This window comes from Spirochaetota bacterium, from assembly GCA_004297825.1.
Classification (GTDB): Bacteria; Spirochaetota; UBA4802; order UBA4802; family UBA5368; genus FW300-bin19.
In genome coordinates this window covers 1-16270 of the sequence record SCSX01000013.1, presented here as the reverse complement: position 1 = coordinate 16270, position 16270 = coordinate 1, and the positions used below count along the sequence as shown (strand labels likewise).

General features: G+C 61.0%; 18 protein-coding genes. 5 read left to right on the top strand and 13 right to left on the bottom strand.

All coding sequences use genetic code 11. The features are described 5' to 3' along the window. Positions 1–159: 159 nt before the first annotated feature. The 3 genes from EPN93_02140 to EPN93_02130 are packed head-to-tail and all read right to left on the bottom strand — an operon-like array spanning position 160 to position 2307. Entirely contained in the window at positions 160–1140 is a 981-nt protein-coding gene (locus tag EPN93_02140; protein ID TAL39275.1) for an ABC transporter ATP-binding protein, read from the bottom strand. A 16-nt stretch (positions 1141–1156) separates the two neighbouring features. Next, positions 1157–1459 carry a hypothetical protein gene (locus EPN93_02135; protein TAL39274.1) on the bottom strand — a complete coding sequence of 101 codons (303 nt, stop codon included), beginning with the start codon at positions 1457–1459 and terminating at the stop codon, positions 1157–1159. Then, positions 1456–2307, bottom strand: a complete 852-nt coding sequence (locus EPN93_02130) for a hypothetical protein (GenBank protein ID TAL39273.1) — start codon at positions 2305–2307, stop codon at positions 1456–1458. The genes EPN93_02135 and EPN93_02130 overlap by 4 nt, the downstream gene beginning before the upstream one ends. 117 nt (positions 2308–2424) lie before the next feature. Between EPN93_02130 and EPN93_02125 the strand changes: the two genes are divergently transcribed. The 3 genes from EPN93_02125 to mtnA are packed head-to-tail and all read left to right on the top strand — an operon-like array spanning position 2425 to position 5607. Then, complete coding sequence (locus tag EPN93_02125; GenBank protein TAL39272.1) at positions 2425–3648, top strand: bifunctional 3,4-dihydroxy-2-butanone-4-phosphate synthase/GTP cyclohydrolase II; 1224 nt, start codon at positions 2425–2427, stop codon at positions 3646–3648. Beyond that, positions 3648–4571 (top strand): response regulator, encoded by a 924-nt coding sequence (locus EPN93_02120; GenBank protein ID TAL39271.1) that lies wholly within the window; start codon positions 3648–3650, stop codon positions 4569–4571. Before EPN93_02125 ends, EPN93_02120 begins: the two co-directional genes overlap by 1 nt. 10 nt (positions 4572–4581) lie before the next feature. Further along, the gene (mtnA, locus tag EPN93_02115; protein ID TAL39270.1) at positions 4582–5607 is read left to right on the top strand and encodes an S-methyl-5-thioribose-1-phosphate isomerase; all 1026 of its coding nucleotides are present in this window, start codon (positions 4582–4584) and stop codon (positions 5605–5607) included. Positions 5608–5700: 93 nt separating this feature from the next. Here the strand turns inward: mtnA and EPN93_02110 are convergent, their stop codons facing one another. The 6 genes from EPN93_02110 to EPN93_02085 form a co-directional block, all read right to left on the bottom strand. Further along, a complete protein-coding gene (locus EPN93_02110) occupies positions 5701–6474 on the bottom strand; it encodes a prepilin peptidase (GenBank protein ID TAL39269.1) in 774 nt (257 codons plus the stop codon). A 7-nt stretch (positions 6475–6481) separates the two neighbouring features. Beyond that, positions 6482–7981, bottom strand: a complete 1500-nt coding sequence (locus tag EPN93_02105; GenBank protein ID TAL39268.1) for a hypothetical protein — start codon at positions 7979–7981, stop codon at positions 6482–6484. 18 nt (positions 7982–7999) lie between these two features. After that, positions 8000–8812: a hypothetical protein gene (locus EPN93_02100; protein ID TAL39267.1), complete on the bottom strand. Its 813-nt coding sequence runs from the start codon at positions 8810–8812 to the stop codon at positions 8000–8002. A gap of 39 nt (positions 8813–8851) precedes the next feature. Next, positions 8852–9616, bottom strand: coding sequence for a hypothetical protein (locus EPN93_02095; GenBank protein ID TAL39266.1), 765 nt, complete (start codon positions 9614–9616; stop codon positions 8852–8854). A gap of 10 nt (positions 9617–9626) precedes the next feature. Then, the gene (locus EPN93_02090) at positions 9627–10295 is read right to left on the bottom strand and encodes a hypothetical protein (protein ID TAL39265.1); all 669 of its coding nucleotides are present in this window, start codon (positions 10293–10295) and stop codon (positions 9627–9629) included. A 74-nt stretch (positions 10296–10369) separates the two neighbouring features. After that, a complete protein-coding gene (locus EPN93_02085) occupies positions 10370–10678 on the bottom strand; it encodes a hypothetical protein (GenBank protein ID TAL39264.1) in 309 nt (102 codons plus the stop codon). A gap of 211 nt (positions 10679–10889) precedes the next feature. Here EPN93_02085 and EPN93_02080 point away from each other — a divergent pair, with 211 nt between their 5' ends. Then, positions 10890–11873: a ketopantoate reductase family protein gene (locus tag EPN93_02080; GenBank protein ID TAL39263.1), complete on the top strand. Its 984-nt coding sequence runs from the start codon at positions 10890–10892 to the stop codon at positions 11871–11873. Positions 11874–12041: 168 nt separating this feature from the next. On the opposite strand, the gene EPN93_02075 is transcribed toward EPN93_02080, so the two are convergent. Beyond that, positions 12042–12338 carry an HU family DNA-binding protein gene (locus tag EPN93_02075; protein ID TAL39276.1) on the bottom strand — a complete coding sequence of 99 codons (297 nt, stop codon included), beginning with the start codon at positions 12336–12338 and terminating at the stop codon, positions 12042–12044. A 251-nt stretch (positions 12339–12589) separates the two neighbouring features. On the opposite strand from EPN93_02075, the gene EPN93_02070 reads away from it, so the two are divergent. Then, positions 12590–13018, top strand: a complete 429-nt coding sequence (locus EPN93_02070) for a hypothetical protein (protein ID TAL39262.1) — start codon at positions 12590–12592, stop codon at positions 13016–13018. A 29-nt stretch (positions 13019–13047) separates the two neighbouring features. On the opposite strand, the gene EPN93_02065 is transcribed toward EPN93_02070, so the two are convergent. The 3 genes from EPN93_02065 to EPN93_02055 all read right to left on the bottom strand — a co-directional run. Further along, positions 13048–14643: a xylulose kinase gene (locus tag EPN93_02065; GenBank protein ID TAL39261.1), complete on the bottom strand. Its 1596-nt coding sequence runs from the start codon at positions 14641–14643 to the stop codon at positions 13048–13050. Positions 14644–14648: 5 nt separating this feature from the next. Next, the gene (locus EPN93_02060) at positions 14649–15872 is read right to left on the bottom strand and encodes a saccharopine dehydrogenase (GenBank protein ID TAL39260.1); all 1224 of its coding nucleotides are present in this window, start codon (positions 15870–15872) and stop codon (positions 14649–14651) included. A 70-nt stretch (positions 15873–15942) separates the two neighbouring features. Then, the coding region (locus EPN93_02055) for a TetR/AcrR family transcriptional regulator (protein TAL39259.1) at positions 15943–16270 on the bottom strand (328 nt) is incomplete at its 5' end.

Genomic DNA, 16270 nt, shown 5'->3' with positions numbered 1-16270 from the left:
TAGACGATGTGGCTCATATTTATAGAAGTGCGAAGCATTCCGTATCCTCCGGGACAAAACCGAGCGTCCAAAGTGAATACGAACGGGGCATGGAAAATATGAACGGTTTTCCCGGCTATGATCCGAGCGCCCTAAAATTAATTCACACTAAAGGGGTACTTATGCCTTTATGCACCGAACAGTGCGCCCTTCCGGCCTGGGTATGAGCGGAATAGGCGCGCGCGTGCAGCTTTCGTCGCCGCGGGGGCAGCGGGGGTGAAAGACGCAGCCCTGGGGCTCGTGGGTGATCGTGGGTACGCTCCCGGGTATGGTCGCGAGTCTTGCTTTCTGCTCTCCGATCCGGGGGATCGATTCGAACAGGGCGATGGTGTACGGATGAAGCGGATTGGAGAATATCTGCGCGGTGGAGCCTTCCTCCATGACGGCGCCGGCGTACATGATGACGATGCGGTCGGCGATGTTTGCGACGATTCCCAGGTCGTGGGTTATGAGCAGCATGGACATCCTGTGCTCCTGCTGAACCGCGAGCAGGAGCTCGAGTATCTGCGCCTGTATGGTGACGTCGAGCGCCGTGGTGGGCTCGTCGGCGATCAGGAGCGAGGGGTTACAGGAGAGGGCCATCGCGATCATCACGCGCTGGCGCATGCCGCCGGAAAGCTCGTGGGGGTACGAGTCCACGCGCCTCGCGGGGGATGGAATGCCCACCTGATCCAAAAGTTCGATGGTACGCGCGCGCGCCGCGCGCCTGTCCATGCCCAGGTGTCGCGCGAGGGGCTCCGCGATCTGGTACCCGATGGTGAGCACGGGGTTGAGGGAGCTCATGGGCTCCTGGAAGATCATGGCGATCTCCCTGCCGCGCACGCGGTCGAGCTCCGCATCGGAGTACATGCGAAGGTCGGCGCCCTTGAAGCGCACGCTGCCCCCGGTTATCTCGCCGGGCGGGGAAATGAGTCCCAGGATGGAAAACGCCGATACCGATTTTCCGCACCCTGATTCCCCCACGAGGCCCAGGGTCGCGCCCTCGGGGATGGAGAATGACACGCCGCGCACCGCGTGGAGGTTCGAGTCGGGAAGGCGGAATTCCACCCTGAGATCCTGCACCTCAAGCAGCGGCGGGCCGCCCGCGGATTTTTCTACCATGTAGTTCTACCGGCCGTCATGTGATGTTGCGGCTCCTGCGTTTGATGGTGAATCCCCGGGCGGCGAGATCCTCGAAGAGGTCGTCGGGGCTCGTCTCCTCGATGCTGCACTTGTAAATGGTCGAATCCTTGTAGGCGAGTATATCGGTCTTGACTATATCGATAACTTTCAGTAGTGACGGCTCCACCTGCACCGCGCGCTTCTCCCTCGTCTCCGCGAAGGCAAGGCTGGTGATGCCCAGGGTCTGTATCTGCGCCACGAACTGTTCGAGCCTGTCGAAGGTGATTTCCCTTTGCATAGATCGGTCGTTCCCTTTCATGGTTTGAGTTTTTTGCCGGTGACGGCTATCTCCTGGCTGGAGAAGCGCACCAGGTAGTACTGGTTTTCCTGCGCGAACGGCAGCCGCTCATTGAAATTGCCGCAGCCCGCGGTCACGTACAGTATCCCGTCTTTCTTTTCGGTGAAGCTCGATTTCATATGCCCGGAGAACACGGCCTTCACCCGGTGCCGCGCGAAAAGGGCGATGAGGTCCGAAGCGTTTTTGAGAACCAGGGGAGGGTCCCCGTAATAGGCCGCCTGGGGAAGGAGCACCGGGTGGTGCGTGAATACGAACAGTGCCGGGGAATCCGCATAGGCGGCGAGGTCGTCCTCGAGCCAGCGCATCTGCGCCCCGCCTACAACGCCGGGTATGGGATCGGTCGTGTCGAGCACGATGAAATGAAGATTGCCGTAGTTGAATGAATAATAGCGTCCCCGGCCGGTCATCCGCTGGTACATCTCCGGGGAGCCGTCGAGCGTATCGAGGTCGCCGCGCACGGTATAGATATTCGGCAGGGCGCCGGAGGAGCGCACCTTGAATTCATTGAACTGGCGGGCGATATCGGACTCCTTGATCCCCACCGCGCTCTCCCCCCCGTACACGATGTCGCCGGTATGGAGTATGAACACGGGGCTGTCGGCGTTCATGGACCGGACGGCCTCGTCGATCCACGGGCTCATGGGTCCGAACGGTGATTCGGGTGCTGTGCCGCCTATCACGGCGAAGGTGATCGCGTCGGGATCGGGCAGCGGCTGGGGACCGATACACGCGCACAGGAGGGCCGCCGCCGCTAACAGGAATGCGCAAATCCCCCGGGGGACGGCGCTGTGTGAGGTAAAATGTCCCATGCAGCGTATTTGGATTCATGGAGGGAATCGTGTCAAGCAAAAGGCATATAAAAACCTTGACGCCGCATGGCACCCTCATTTTAATGCCAGCAGAATTCCCGCTTCAAGGAGGGGGCCGTGAAAACGTGCACAATCGCCGAAGCCATCGAAGATCTGGCCTCCGGCCGGATGATAATCCTCGTGGACAACGAGGACCGCGAGAACGAGGGGGACCTCGTGATTGCCGCTGAGTTTTCGACCCCGCAGATAGTCAATTTCATGGCCATGTACGGGCGCGGGCTCATCTGCGTCGCCATGACGCAGGAGCGGCTGGACGAGCTGGGCATCTCGCTCATGGTGCCCGAGAACCAGGACAAATTCTGCACCGCCTTCACGGTATCCGTGGACGCGAAGGAGGGGACCACGACCGGTATCTCCGCCTTCGACCGCGACCTCACGATCAAAACGCTCATCGATGAAAAGAGCGTGTCGGAGGACCTCCACCGACCGGGACATATCTTCCCGCTCGCGGCGAAAAAGGGCGGCGTGCTCGTCAGGGCCGGGCATTCCGAGGGCTCGGTCGACCTATCGCGGCTCGCGGGGCTCAAGCCCGCCGCGGTCATATGCGAGATCCTGAACGAGGACGGCACCATGGCGCGCAGGCCCGACCTCGACAAGTTCGCCGAAAAACACGACATCAAGATCGCGACAATATCGGACCTCATAAAATTCCGGCAGCACCAGGAGCGGCTCGTGCACCGCGTGTCCGAGGCGAGCCTTCCCACCGACTACGGCGATTTCGTCGTGTACGCCTACGAGACCGAGGTCGACAAGATGGCGCACGTGGCCCTCGTGAAGGGGGACGTGCGCGGCCGGGAGAACGTCCTCGTGCGCGTGCACTCGGAGTGCCTCACCGGCGACGTGTTCGGAAGCCGGCGCTGCGACTGCGGCGCCCAGTTGCACCACGCCATGGACATGATCAACAAGGAAGGCATGGGCGTGATCCTGTACATGCGCCAGGAGGGCCGGGGAATTGGACTGGGCAACAAGCTCAAGGCGTATCACCTGCAGGAGCAGGGGTTCGATACGGTCGAGGCGAACATCAAGCTCGGCTTCCCGGCGGACCTCCGCGACTACGGCATCGGGGCGCAGATACTCGTGGACCTGGGGCTTCATACGATCCGCCTGATCACGAACAACCCGAAGAAGCTTATCGGCCTCGAGGGCTACGGTCTGGAGATCGTCGCCAGGGTTCCCGTGGAGATCCCCGCGGGCAAGGAAAACATACGCTACCTGCGCACCAAGAAGGAAAAGATGGGCCACCTCCTCTCCAAGAACCTTGACGGGGGCAGCGATAGTTAATGGAGCCGGCCGAGACTCAATCCATCGTCGTCATCGACGACGAGGAGATTATCCGCTACACGCTGCAGAAAAAGCTCTCGCGCATCGGGTATCATGTCATCTCGCTTGAAAAGGCGGAGGACATGATATATCTATTGAAGACGAACGAAAACGACATCGACCTGGTGATCACCGACATCAAGCTGCGCAAGATGGACGGCATCGAGCTCCTGCGCCACATAAGCGCCATGGACAAGCCCATCCCCACGCTCATCATCACCGGCCAGGCGAACGTCGAGGACGCCATTCGCGCCATGCGCTACGGGGCGTGCGACATCATCCGCAAGCCGTTCGACATCAACGAGGTCGCGTCAACGGTGAGGGGGATTCTCCGGCGAACCCAGGAGAAGGAGCTCGCCGGCGGACTGGGCAAGTATGTCGAATATGAAAAGGGAAAGTATACAATACCGGTTGACGGCACGCTGGGTTCAGTGATATCCTACCAGCTCACGCAGAACCTGGCCCCCTCGGGATTGTGCAACAACACCACTTCCGACAATATCGCGATGGCGATCCGCGAGGCGGTTTCAAACGCCATGTTCCACGGAAACCTCGAGGTGCCGTCGAGCATACGGGAGGACAGGGGGCTCAAGGGCTTCAATGACGAGATCGAGCTGCGCAAAGGGGACGGGCGGTACTCCGGGCGCATGGTGAAGATCGAATACGAGCTTACGCGGGACTACGTCGAGTACTTCGTGGAGGACGAGGGGCCGGGTTTCAACTTCCGCGACCTGCCCGATCCCCGCGATCCCGAGAACTTTTTGAAAGACAGCGGCCGGGGGCTTCTCATTATCCGCATCCACATGGACGAGGTGGACTGGAACGAGAAGGGCAACAGGATCCGGTTCCGGAAATACAGGGTCCACAGAAATAGTGTCGCATAACGGAGGACGCATGTATTACACGATAAAGTGGAACGGGGACGCTGTCTCCATGCTGGACCAGCGCCTGCTTCCCCTGCACGAATCGTACAATAACTATACGAGCCATCTCGACGTGGCGGCCGCGATCACCGACATGGTGATCCGCGGGGCGCCCGCGATCGGCATCGCCGCGGCAATGGGCATCGCGCTCGCGGCGGTCAAGATGACGATCGGGAACGCAGATGAGTTCAGGAAGGAGCTCCTCGCGGTGTGCGAGCTCTTCGCCAAGACGCGCCCCACGGCCGTGAACCTGTTCTGGGCCGTCAACCGGATGAAAAAGCTCATAGAATCCGCGGGCGATGTCGAGACACTCAGGGGCCGCCTGGAGAAGGAAGCCGTCTCGATGCTGGAAGAGGACGTGACCATCAACCGCGCGATCGGAAAAAACGGCGCCCGCTACCTGGCCGACGGCGACGTGGTGATGACGCACTGCAACGCGGGGGCGCTCGCCACAGGCGGCTACGGGACCGCGCTGGGCGTGATACGCGCGGCCGTCGAGGAGGGGAAAAAGATCCAGGTCATCGCCTGCGAGACCAGGCCCTACCTGCAGGGGGCGCGCCTCACCGCCTGGGAGCTTCTGCAAGACCACATCCCGGTCACGCTCATCACCGACAACATGGCCGGGTATTTCATGCGCCAGGGGCTCATACGCAAGGTCATCGTGGGGGCGGACCGGATTGCAGCTAACGGCGACACCGCCAACAAGATCGGGACCTATACCCACTCGGTGCTGGCCAAGGAGCACCGCATCCCCTTCCTGGTCGCGGCGCCCATATCGACGCTCGATCCCGCGACTCCCAACGGCGACGGCATCGTGATCGAGGAGCGCGGGATAGACGAGGTTGCCTATATCATGGGCACGCAGATCGCGCCCGAGGGCGTCTTCATCAAGAACCCGGCCTTCGACATCACCCCCGCGCAGAACATCTCGGCCATCATCACCGAGAAGGGAGTGATCGAGAGTCCCCGCGACAAGGGCATCAAGAGCGTACTATAGCGCGGGGCGTTAACGTTCCGAAAGTACGGGGGGCCGATGCGCGGGTCGACCGGTGTATCGGCCCCCGGCCCAGCCTGACGCCTTGAGGGCCGCTCACGGGAAAAACGTAAGGTAAGCGCGCATGATCGCGTCCCCCCAGAAGAGCGAGACCGCGAGTCCCGCGGTGAGCGGGGGCGCGAAGGGGAACTTGATGCGCAGGCCCTTTCCCGATGCGAGTGCGTAGATCACCCCCGCGATCGAGCCGATGACGAGCGCCGATTCCAGCAGCACCGCCCCCTGTTCAAGGCCCGCAAGGAAACCCAGTGCCGCCGCGAACTTGACGTCCCCCCCCCCGAAGCTTCCCGGAAAGATGAGCATGAACACTGCAAAAAAAACGAACATTCCCGCGGCGCCCAGGAGGTGGGATTTCCACATGCCGTCCATGACGACCGGGTAAACCGATACGAGCGCGATCATTGCGCAGAGGGACCCGGGGATGGAAAGCGTTTTAATGTCGATTATTGAGACGCACATCGCGATCGCGAGCGCGAAAAAAACGCACGCCGCGTCGAGCGAGAATCCGAAGCGTACGCATACCGCGACGGCGACAAGACCGAACGCAACCTCTGCCGCAGGATAGGACCATAGGATATTTCCGGCGCACGAAGCGCACCTGCCGCGAAGAAACAGGTAGCCGAATAGCGGAACCAGTCCCGCGATGGACACAGGAGCCCCGCAGTGCGGACAGCGCGAACGGGTGAACAGGAGTTCCTTCGTTTTTCCACGGTAGGACTCGTCGCTCAACCTGAGCGCGAGCGTGAAGAAAAAACTCCCCCAGAGCGCCCCGGCGAAGAAAATCGCGATCCCGAGCGGTGCGGACATGGCCATATGCCGCCTACAGGTCCCGTCCGGAGGGGAGCGCGAGCGCGACGTCCACGCGCCCGCCGGTCGTATCGGAACTTCCGCCCACCAGGTCGCACCGCAGGCCCTCCACAATCCTTTCCCGCGCGATGCCGAACTCTCCGTTCAACACGCGCGTGATTTCCGCGAAGCGCGCGGCGGGGGCGTTCGTCCACCGGTCGCTTTCCTCCGCGCGCCGGCAGACCAGGATGCGGGCGCGCTCGTAGAGGCGGGCGCTCAGGGCGATGCCGCGGAGGGCGGTGCGCGACGCGCCGGTCAGGACCGAATCCTTTCCCTCGAATACAAGGCGTAATGGGGCGCTCAGCAGGGTTGGCTCCTTCCAGTCTTCGACTGCCGGAGGCGTATCGGCGCGGTCATGGCGCTGCGTTTCCCGCGCATCGCCGGCAAGGAGGCCCATTATCGCGGGATCCGCCAGGGACGAAGCTGCCGCTTCAAGGCGCACATGAAGGGTTTTCTCCCAGCGGAGGGAGGCGAATTCAATCATGAAGGCGAGCGGGACGCGTGCGCGATCCGATCCTGAAAAAACGCTCCTGTTGTCATCGATTCCCGCGAACATCACGCGGGATGCGCATTCCCGTGACTCCTCAGCGGAAATCCGGCACACGCTCACGAGGGTCTCGGAGGCGGTTTCAGGGGATTCCGCAAGGCGGGCGGATTCGTCCATCCATGCCCGGGCGAAATCGGCAAGGGCCCGGGGGTTTCGCAGCATGAAGGATTCCCGCGTAACAAATACCGAGGGGACGAGCGAACCCGCGTCTCTGGTGGTGAGCACGATCCCGGAACTTGCGCGCCGTTTCACCGCGCGCGCGACCGAAATGTAGTCCCCGGCGCATAGATCGGCCCCGCCGCGCGCGAAGAGGGAGGCCGCGTCGGGGGGGCTCATGGTGAACACCCATTGCACGTCGGAGGGGTCCAGGCCCTGCATCTCGAGCAGGTGCAGCATCATGAGATGCCCCGAATCCCCCCTCGCGCAGGCGATGCGAAGTCCCCGGGACGAAGCGAACGGGGAACGCGGGTTCGCGGACGCGACTGCATGGGCTCCACGCGAATAGCCCGCCAGCATGAAGGCGACCGGGTTGCACGACGCGAACGAGGACCGGTAAAGCGCGAGCGCGTCGGCCGGGAGGAATACCGCGTCGGCTGACCCGCGGGCGAGCTCGAGGAGGGCGGCGCGTGGATTTCCCGTTATGCGAAACTTAATGGCGGCCGGCCGGCCGCCAAGGGTGACGGTCCCGTCATGGCCGGCCGGGCGTCCCGCGTGCGGGAGCCCCGGGAGGCATAGCGCGTCCGGCGCGAGCAGCACGTTCAGCGTTCCCGGCGCGGTGCGCTCGGTGAACGCGTCGCGTGCCGACGAGCGGGCTCCCCGTGCGTCGCCGGGGGCCCAGTTTCCCGGGATGGATGCCGCGCATATCATGGCGGCCGCCGCGCACGCGATCAGCGCGCGCCCGCTGCGGTGTATGGTTATGGAGTTCACAAACAGGTCCCGGGCCGTCTAGATGTGGATGTAGTAGCTCACGCCGAAGAGGAGCACGTCTCCCCGCACGTTGATATTGCGCTTGGGGTCAGCGGTCGCGGCGTCCGCATTATCGATCCCCTGATTCTTGAGCGGGTAGCTCATCCCTTCCTGGTGGATCCACTCGGTGGTGATCGTGACCTTCTCGCTCACGGGAACCTCCGCGCCGAGTATGAGATGGTAGGCGACGAACATCCCGGAGTATCGGTCCACCTTGTTGTCGGAGACGCCCACATTGGTGCTCATATTGAATACAGGGACCGCCTGATCGGGGGCTTTTTGCGTTATCTTGACGTAGGCATGGTGCAGCGTGCCGCCCGCACCAAGGTAGAAATATGTTCTCTTCTTGAGGGGCATGATAATGCCGATCGTTGCCGGCAAAGAATTCTGGTAGGTTGTTATTCGAATCTTGTTTTTTGCGCCCCCTCCGGCCGGCGTGATATAGCCCTCGATGGGCAGTACGGGCTGCGTGTAGTGCCATCCGAATCGGAACAGAAAATAATTGAACTGGTAGCGCGCCGATACGCCGAACACCGGACAATACGGCGCGCTTAACTGCTCCATCTTCGTGCCGGCATTGGCGGACTTGTAGTTTTCCATCCCGGTATTAAAACGGTTCACCGTGTCGTCGACGCCGTTGGGTCCGTAGGTGAACCCCAGGTTCATCCCCAGGGAAAACTCGCCGATCGCGAAAGACGACGCGGGCAGCACAAGCAGCAGGGCGAGCGCCAACAGCGCACGCGCTCCATGGAGGGCGGCGGTTCGTTTTTTGCGTACGTGTATCATACCCATTCCGTCATTTTGCCATCGCTCGAAATAGTGCGCCCGTTCCTATATTGAGTAAAAATAATATGACAGTCCGATGCTGAACCGGTAGCCCGTGAAATCGATCTTTGCGAAGTCCACCGCTCCCGCCCCTCCAAGACCGGTAGTATCGGATCTCTTGCTGTCTCTAATAGTCTCGGTCGCTCCTTTATAATACGCGAGTGAGGTATTAAGAGCGATTTTTTCTCCCAAGAAATATTCCCCTTGCACAAGGATTACCAAGGGAAGCGCCCATCCCGTGAAAGATCCTTTGCGATCCCCGCTTGCCACCTTGAACTGGTTGTCGTAGGCGCCGTAGGCGAAAGCGAGGCCGCAACTGAACGAAATCTTCACGTCCTTCCAGAAGGGAATGATGAGCCCCACGGTGAGAGGTATGTCGTAGCTCCACATGGAGTAGCTCGCGGTGACATCGGTTTCGGTTCCGGCGCCGCCGGTCAGGAATACCGTCTTGCCGGCGCCGCCGTAAATGCTCATGGTATAATTGCCCGCCAGGCGCATCAGAAAATAATCGAAAATGATCGCCTTAAACTCGATTCCCCCCGAAAGGCCAAGGAGCCTTTTGATCTCCGTGGTGTCATGGCCGCTCATTTCCTTGTTCATTCCGTCGATGCCATTGCGGGAATCGAACGGATCGTACTGGGTGCTTGATTCGAGATTGCCTCCATACGAAGGCATGAATCCCACGTAAAATCCGGCCGCGTAATTCATCGTGGCGGCGGTCAGGGGCGACGCGCATATCAGTATCAGGGATGTCAGTAGTAATTTTTTCATGATTAGGCCGTCATATCAGGTAATACATCGCCCCTAAAAGAATCCGGTGGCCGGTGAAATCGATATATAAATTTTTCCACTGGTCGGCGGGAGCGGGCTGTGTCGCAAGGACCGGCGCGGACCGGGCGTCGATATACTCCCACTCCATATAGAGCCTCACGTTGGGGGTGAGCGTGAGCTGCATGCCCGCCAGGAAACCGTACCCGATCGCGGATGCAGAAATCTCTTCCTTGGCCGGGTGCTTGACGGTGCCGGTCGCCAGGAGGTACGCCCCGCCGCCGCCCATGTAGAACTCGCCCACATCCTGCACGGGGAAGCTCAGCCCCGCGAAAACGGGTACCTGCGAATACCGAATTTCGTAACTCGTCACGGTGTCATTGGAGCTGGGTTCCAGCACCTCGCCCTTGGAAAAGACGAAGGTGGTGTCCACGCCGGCGCGCATGAAAAAGAAACCGAGGTTCGCTTTGAACGAGCAGCCCAGGAGGAGACTGGTCTGGGGCTTGATCTGCATCGCCGGATCGTACGAGTCCAGGTTCCCGACGTTGTGGTGGGCGCCCACGTGTATGCCCACGCCGAAATTCTGTTCCGCGCGGGCGGCAGAGGCGAACGCCGACGCGAAAATGAGCGCCGGGAGGACGATGCGCGCTATCGTGAAGCGCGGTGAGTATGCCCTGTCCATGCTTTAATTTTTACACCGGGTGCGCGCGACAGTCAAGAGAAATATTTCCGCCCCGGCCGGCGCGCATTGCCGGCCTAGATGTCCTTGAAGAGGCCTTCCGCTTTTTTCTTGCCGGTGAGCCGCTCGTAATCGTCGTAATCGACGAAGGTGAGCCCGGGGGCTTTTTTCCTCAGGCGCCCTACGATCTCGTGCCTTCCCCCCTTGGATTCGCGCGCGGTGATATATTTGAATACCCGCGCGCACTTGGGGCACTGGGTGACGCCCTCAACCCTGATGCCTATCTCGCGGCATCCCGAACAGAACCCGAACTTGTCGTCGGCGATGATGATGTGGTCGGCGACCTCGGTGATGTCGACCTCGGCCCAGATACGCATATGTTCCATGGTTTCCTCCGCGCAGGATGATGATCGCGCCAAGCCGGTCCGCTTTCGCTGCTTCATGCGGTGCGCATGAAGCAATAGTGGGTCCGGGGATTGGAATTGGCAAACAGAATTTAAGGCGCCGCACCCGGGTGCGGCGCCGCGGGCTCGAAATGCGCGTTGACAGCGCGGCAAAAAGCCCTCACCCTGTGAAGATCGAAGCCGGCCGTATCTGATGAGGGAGGGCGCCATGAAGATTCTCGTAACCGGAACAGGCGTGATCGGGACGACGTACGCCTGGCAGCTCGCGCTCTCGGGCAACACGCTCGTGCATTTCGTGCGTCCAGGGAAGAAACGCGCACTGGTGGAGCGGGGGATACGGGTCCGGTGCCTGGATCAGCGTTGCGGGAGGAATGCGGAGCGCGAGACAGTATACCAGCCGGCGATCGTCGACGATTTCGGGCCCGGGGACGGATACGATCTCATCATATGTTCGGTGAACAGTCACCAGCTCGCGGAGCTGCTGCCGCTTCTCGCGGACAGGGCCGGGGACACGACCATACTCTTCCTCCAGAACATGCGTCCCGGCGACGATGAGCTCATAGACCGGTACCTGGATCAATCGCGGTATGTAATCGGCTATCCCTTCAAGGCGGGAGGGGGGCGGGACGAGTCCGGCATCGATACCGTGATATTCGGCAATTACCTGTCCAATACGGTGCTGGGGGAAAGGAACGGGCGCATCACGCCGCGGCTCAAGGTCCTGCATCGGCTGCTTGCCGGGGCGGACATGAACCCGAAGATGATACGGAAGATCGTTCCCTATATCCGGACTCACTATATCTGGGCTGCCGCATCCCTGGGCGCTTATATGAAGGCGGGTTCATGGGAAAGGTTTATCGGCCCCGAAATCACCAGGGAATCCTGTCTTGCCATGCGCGAGGGATGGAAGATATGCGAACGGCAGGGAATCAAGCCGCGCAGGGTCGCGCCCACCTGTTATTACTATCTTCCGCTCCCCCTCATGGTCCCTCTTATCGGTTTCATGTACAGGGACGGGGGGATGCGGCGAATGTTCGAGGGACACGTAGGGCACTCCCCCGAAGAGATGCGGACGATGTATTACGATGTGCTCGGGCTGGGCGAAACCTACGGGATCGACATGCCGTATTACCGGGGATTCAAGCGCTTCGTGGACGGGTATTTTTCACGGCAATAAGCCCGGGGGGCCGATTCACTATAATGTGTCGGGAAAGCCTGCCGTCGAATCGGCGCCACCCCCCTCTGCCCGAAAACCCCATTAAATAATCTCGATTCCTTCCTGTCGGCCGCTGCGCCGGCACGTGTGCCGCTGCCGGGTTTCACGCCGGGCAGCGTTTCCGTGCGGCTATTTCTTTACGATCTTCGCCTTCACCGATTCTTCTTTGAAGCTTTTCGCGAAGGTGAACTTGGGGACTTTCGTCGCTTTTTTGGGCGGTATGGTTATCTCCAGACCGGTAAGCGGATTGCGTCCCTTGCGCGCCTTGGTCGCGGGGCGCACCCGGATGAACATCTTTCCGAATTTTCCCACCGGAACCCTTTCTCCGTTCATGACCCCGGCCTGGATGACATTGAAAACATCATCGATGATTTCCTTCGCCAGCTTCCTGGGCAACTGGTACTTTTCGGCGATGTACGCCGCCATGGATGATGCGGTTACCTTTTCCGGGAATTTTACCTGAACTGCTTTCTTAGCCATAATGACTCCTTGTATGCTTAAACAACCATTATCCACATGCCATGAAATGGATTATTGTCAAATAAATTCTTGCTAACAAGAAAATTATTAGCATTTATCGCCCGGAACGGGAATCATTCTTCACGCGCGCGGAGAAAAAGCCCATGCGGTCTTCCGCGGCGGCATTCCGTCCGATACACCGGTTCAGGGAGCGTACCATGGAACATCGTCTTCGAAGCCTGCTGATCGTCCACGGGCTCATCGCGACACTGCTGGGGCTTTTGTCCGGCGTCGCGCTCGCATTCGTCCTCACCGGGGACGTCCCCGGAAGCGCACGGGCATGGCACCAGGCGCACCTGCAGGGAATTATGAGCGGCCTCCTGGCGCTTGCGGCGGGCTGGTTTGCGGGGCATATCCGCCTGGGGGAACGCGCATTGCGCATCATGGCGTGGGGTTTCATCGTCCAGGCGTACGGATTCTCGCTGGGCACTGTCGCAGGGGCGCTCACCGGCCATAGGGGTCTCGAGGTGGCGATGCCCGTCGGCAATATTATAGTCTACGTCGTGTACACCGCGGCCATCGCGGGCTCTCTCGATGCGGTGTGCCTGGCCCTGTACGGGGCGCTCAAGGCGGCCCGGGCGGGGTAGGGAGTTCCCGGCGCACTTTTCCCGCGCGCCTATGCGCGCGCGGGATCGTTCAGCCGGTGAAATATTTTTTTATTTTTTCGGTACAGCTCCAGGAATTCCGCGTAAATCCGGTCGTACCCCGCCGCACGGGCGCGGTCCGGCGTGAATTCGCCGTCATATTCGACCAGTCCGGGGATGTCGTCGAAGGAAATCAATCCCAGCCCCACCGAGGCGATGAAGGCGGCGCCGCGCGCGTTTGCCTGGATGGGATCCCTGACCCTCCGCACGGTCCTTTTCAGCACGTCGGCGAAAATACCGCACCACGCGTCCGAGCTCGCCCCCCCGCCCACGATGCTGATAGGATCGAGCATGCGACCCGCGAAATGCTCGACCGCGTCCAGGCTCCAGCGTGTGTTGAAGGCGACGCCCTCGAGCACCGCGCGCAGGATGTGGTCCGTGGTCGTCGTCATGGAAATGTTGAAGAGCACGCCCCGCAGCGCCGTGTCGTCCACCGGCGTCCGCTCGCCGTTCAACCAGGGGGCGAAGATGAGCGGACCACTCCCCGGGGGCACGCGCCTCACCGTTTCGTCCAGCCTCCGGTAGGGATCGGCCGGGCGGCGCGGCGAATAGAAATCGCTCGAATGGAAGATGATGTTGTCCAGCAGGAAGTTGAGCGCGCCCCCCGCGATGTCCTGTTCGTTGATGCACTGGTATCGGCCCGGAATGGCCGAGGGGAGGGAGGCGATCTGGCGAACGACGTCCGTCTTCTTGAAGGGAACGACGCACTCGATCCAGGACGACGTTCCGATATACAGGTGCCCCTCGTAATCCCGCACGGCGCCCGAGCCCACGAGCGCGGACTGGTGATCGGGAGAGCCGCCCGCCACCTTCACGTCCGCGCGAAGCCCCAGCTCCTTCGCCACCGCGGGCTTTATGGTCCCAATCACATCCGTCGACTTGACGAGCCGCGGAAACTTATCGGCGTCCAGTCCCGCCGCGCGCATGAGCGGTGCGCAGTAACGGACGTTGCCTGGGTCGCGGTTGTCGGTGATCCAGAAGAGGGTGATGGAATCGTGCGTGGCGGCGAACTCGCCGGTCAGGCGCAGGTTGAAGTAATCCTTGCTTCCCAGGAACTTGTATGTTTTATCGTAGACCTCCGGGAAGCGCTCCCTTGTCAGGATGACGTGCGCGATGTCGTCCTTGCCGGATAGCGCCGGTCCCCCGCCGGTGAGGCGTATCCAGCGGTAGAGCTTCCAAACGTTGTAGCCCATGACGCTCGGAAATCCGCCCATGAGTGCCTTCACGGAATCCGCCCCCCGCGAATCCATCCAGGTGAGGGAGCGCATGAGATGGCGCCCTTGTCTGTCCACGGCGACCGTGCTCGAGAAGGTGCTCGATACGCAGACCGCGTCCACGGCGCGCGCGAGCGCGCGGTGCCGCCCGAGGAGGCGCTTCGCCGCGCGCATGAAGGCGCCCCACCACTCGTCCGGGTCCTGCTCGGCGCCGCCGCCGGGGAGAAAGTACATGGGGGTGGGCTCGCTCTCGAAATCGAGCACCCGTCCCAGGACGGTCACGAGCGCGACCTTGCAGCCGGACGTCCCGTGGTCGATCGCGAGTATGCAGCGCGGGTTCGCGTTATGCGCCATTGACGTCACAGGTCCATCGTGGCGATCTTCCCGCCGGCGTCTACCCGCTCGATAATGAAGCCGCTGAATCCGCCCCCGTCCTTCTTGTTCTTTTCCAGATCCATCACCTGCGGCAAAAGCGCGAGGACGTCGGCCGGGTTCACGCAGGCTTCCGGCGGCAGCACGCCCGGTCCCTGGATCTTGCCCTGGTGCATGAGTATCGCGCCCATCGCCGCCGGGATCCCGGTGCCCTCGCCCAGTGCCTCGCTCCTGGACGCCATGTGCACGCGGTACTGCTGGTACGTCCCGTCCTTCTTGCCGGTGACGACCACGGAGCAGCAGCCCCGCTGCGAGCCGAACGCCGACTCTTTCAAAATCCTTTCCCGCTCGCGAATAATATACGCCATTGCGAATTCGTACGGAACCACCGTCTGTCCCTTCACCGTTACCGGTTCTTTGCTCGCGAGGCCCAGCCCGCACAGGTCCCTCGTGAGCTCGTAGTACGCGTTGGGAATGACGGAGCCCTTGTTGGTTACGCGTTTCGTCTTGATGTAGTTCGGTATAGTGACCTGCTCGGGGTGCGGGTAGGGGTAGAGCGGGACCTTGCCCAGGATGGGAAACTCGAAGCTTTCCCTGAGCGCGATCCCGTCCTCGCGAAAGTATTTCACGTACCGGAGCTCCCCGTCCAGGAACATGGGGATGTCGATGCTCATGCAGTGGAAGCGGTGTCCGATAACGCCCTCTCCCTCCACGGGCTCCCCCCCGTGCGCGTGGAAAATGTCTATGGAATCGGTCTCGTCAAGGAAGGACGTCGAGACCATCTTCGCGATGATGTTCGTCACGCCGGGCGAGTTTCCCATGCCTATGAGCGCCGATACGCCGGCCTTCCGCGCATCGGCGTCCATGTTCAGGATGTCGATGGTCACGTCCACGTCGTCGCACACGTCGACGTACTGGATTTTTTCCTCGAGGACGGCGGAGAGTATCGGCTTCACGGTGCTGTAGAAGGGTCCCACGCAGTTCAGCACCACGTCCGCGCCCCGGATGGCCCGTGTAATGCTCGCCTTGTCATGCGCGTCGAAGTGCATCGTCGAAAGCTTGCCGGAACCGATCCCACGCACCAGCGTATCGGCCCCCTCGACGTTGAAATCGCAGACGAGGACCTCCGAAAATTCGTCATGCCGGGCCAGTGTTTTTACCGCGATGGAACCTACCGCCCCCGCGCCGCCGAGTACCGCTACCTTAGCCATGGGTATCACCTCGATTTAAGATTAACGTACGGTAAATATAACGTTTGTTAACTTAAAGGTCAAGCACTTATTATCTTTTTATGACCCTGATGATATCATCCACGATATGCGCGTACACCTTCATGGGGTCGCTGACCACGTAGGTCGCGAGCGTGCTGTTCTGCAGCAGGATCATGCCGTGCAGCATGCTCCACACCTCGATCATGTAGCGTTCGGCGGCCGCGCGTTCCGTTTCTGGGCTGGATTCGAGAACCGCGGAGACCATGTCCATCGCGAGATCGATGATCTTGCGGGAATAATCCATCTCGATCCGGGAGAGCGCCTCGTAGGGCGTGCCCATGTAGTCGTTATATTTCGGAAGCGACGGGGAGAACATGATGTCGTAGTAGTTGAAATTG

Coding starts and splice junctions, on each gene's coding strand:
- EPN93_02085 (TAL39264.1), bottom strand. CDS start 10,678: ATGGAACATATGCGTATCTGGGCCGAGGTCGACATCACCGAGGTCGCC.
- mtnA (TAL39270.1), top strand. CDS start 4,582: ATGTATTACACGATAAAGTGGAACGGGGACGCTGTCTCCATGCTGGAC.
- EPN93_02075 (TAL39276.1), bottom strand. CDS start 12,338: ATGGCGGCGTACATCGCCGAAAAGTACCAGTTGCCCAGGAAGCTGGCG.
- EPN93_02065 (TAL39261.1), bottom strand. CDS start 14,643: ATGGCGCATAACGCGAACCCGCGCTGCATACTCGCGATCGACCACGGG.
- EPN93_02100 (TAL39267.1), bottom strand. CDS start 8,812: ATGGGTATGATACACGTACGCAAAAAACGAACCGCCGCCCTCCATGGA.
- EPN93_02070 (TAL39262.1), top strand. CDS start 12,590: ATGGAACATCGTCTTCGAAGCCTGCTGATCGTCCACGGGCTCATCGCG.
- EPN93_02060 (TAL39260.1), bottom strand. CDS start 15,872: ATGGCTAAGGTAGCGGTACTCGGCGGCGCGGGGGCGGTAGGTTCCATC.
- EPN93_02080 (TAL39263.1), top strand. CDS start 10,890: ATGAGGGAGGGCGCCATGAAGATTCTCGTAACCGGAACAGGCGTGATC.
- EPN93_02130 (TAL39273.1), bottom strand. CDS start 2,307: ATGGGACATTTTACCTCACACAGCGCCGTCCCCCGGGGGATTTGCGCA.
- EPN93_02110 (TAL39269.1), bottom strand. CDS start 6,474: ATGGCCATGTCCGCACCGCTCGGGATCGCGATTTTCTTCGCCGGGGCG.
- EPN93_02090 (TAL39265.1), bottom strand. CDS start 10,295: ATGGACAGGGCATACTCACCGCGCTTCACGATAGCGCGCATCGTCCTC.
- EPN93_02135 (TAL39274.1), bottom strand. CDS start 1,459: ATGAAAGGGAACGACCGATCTATGCAAAGGGAAATCACCTTCGACAGG.
- EPN93_02120 (TAL39271.1), top strand. CDS start 3,648: ATGGAGCCGGCCGAGACTCAATCCATCGTCGTCATCGACGACGAGGAG.
- EPN93_02140 (TAL39275.1), bottom strand. CDS start 1,140: ATGGTAGAAAAATCCGCGGGCGGCCCGCCGCTGCTTGAGGTGCAGGAT.
- EPN93_02095 (TAL39266.1), bottom strand. CDS start 9,616: ATGAAAAAATTACTACTGACATCCCTGATACTGATATGCGCGTCGCCC.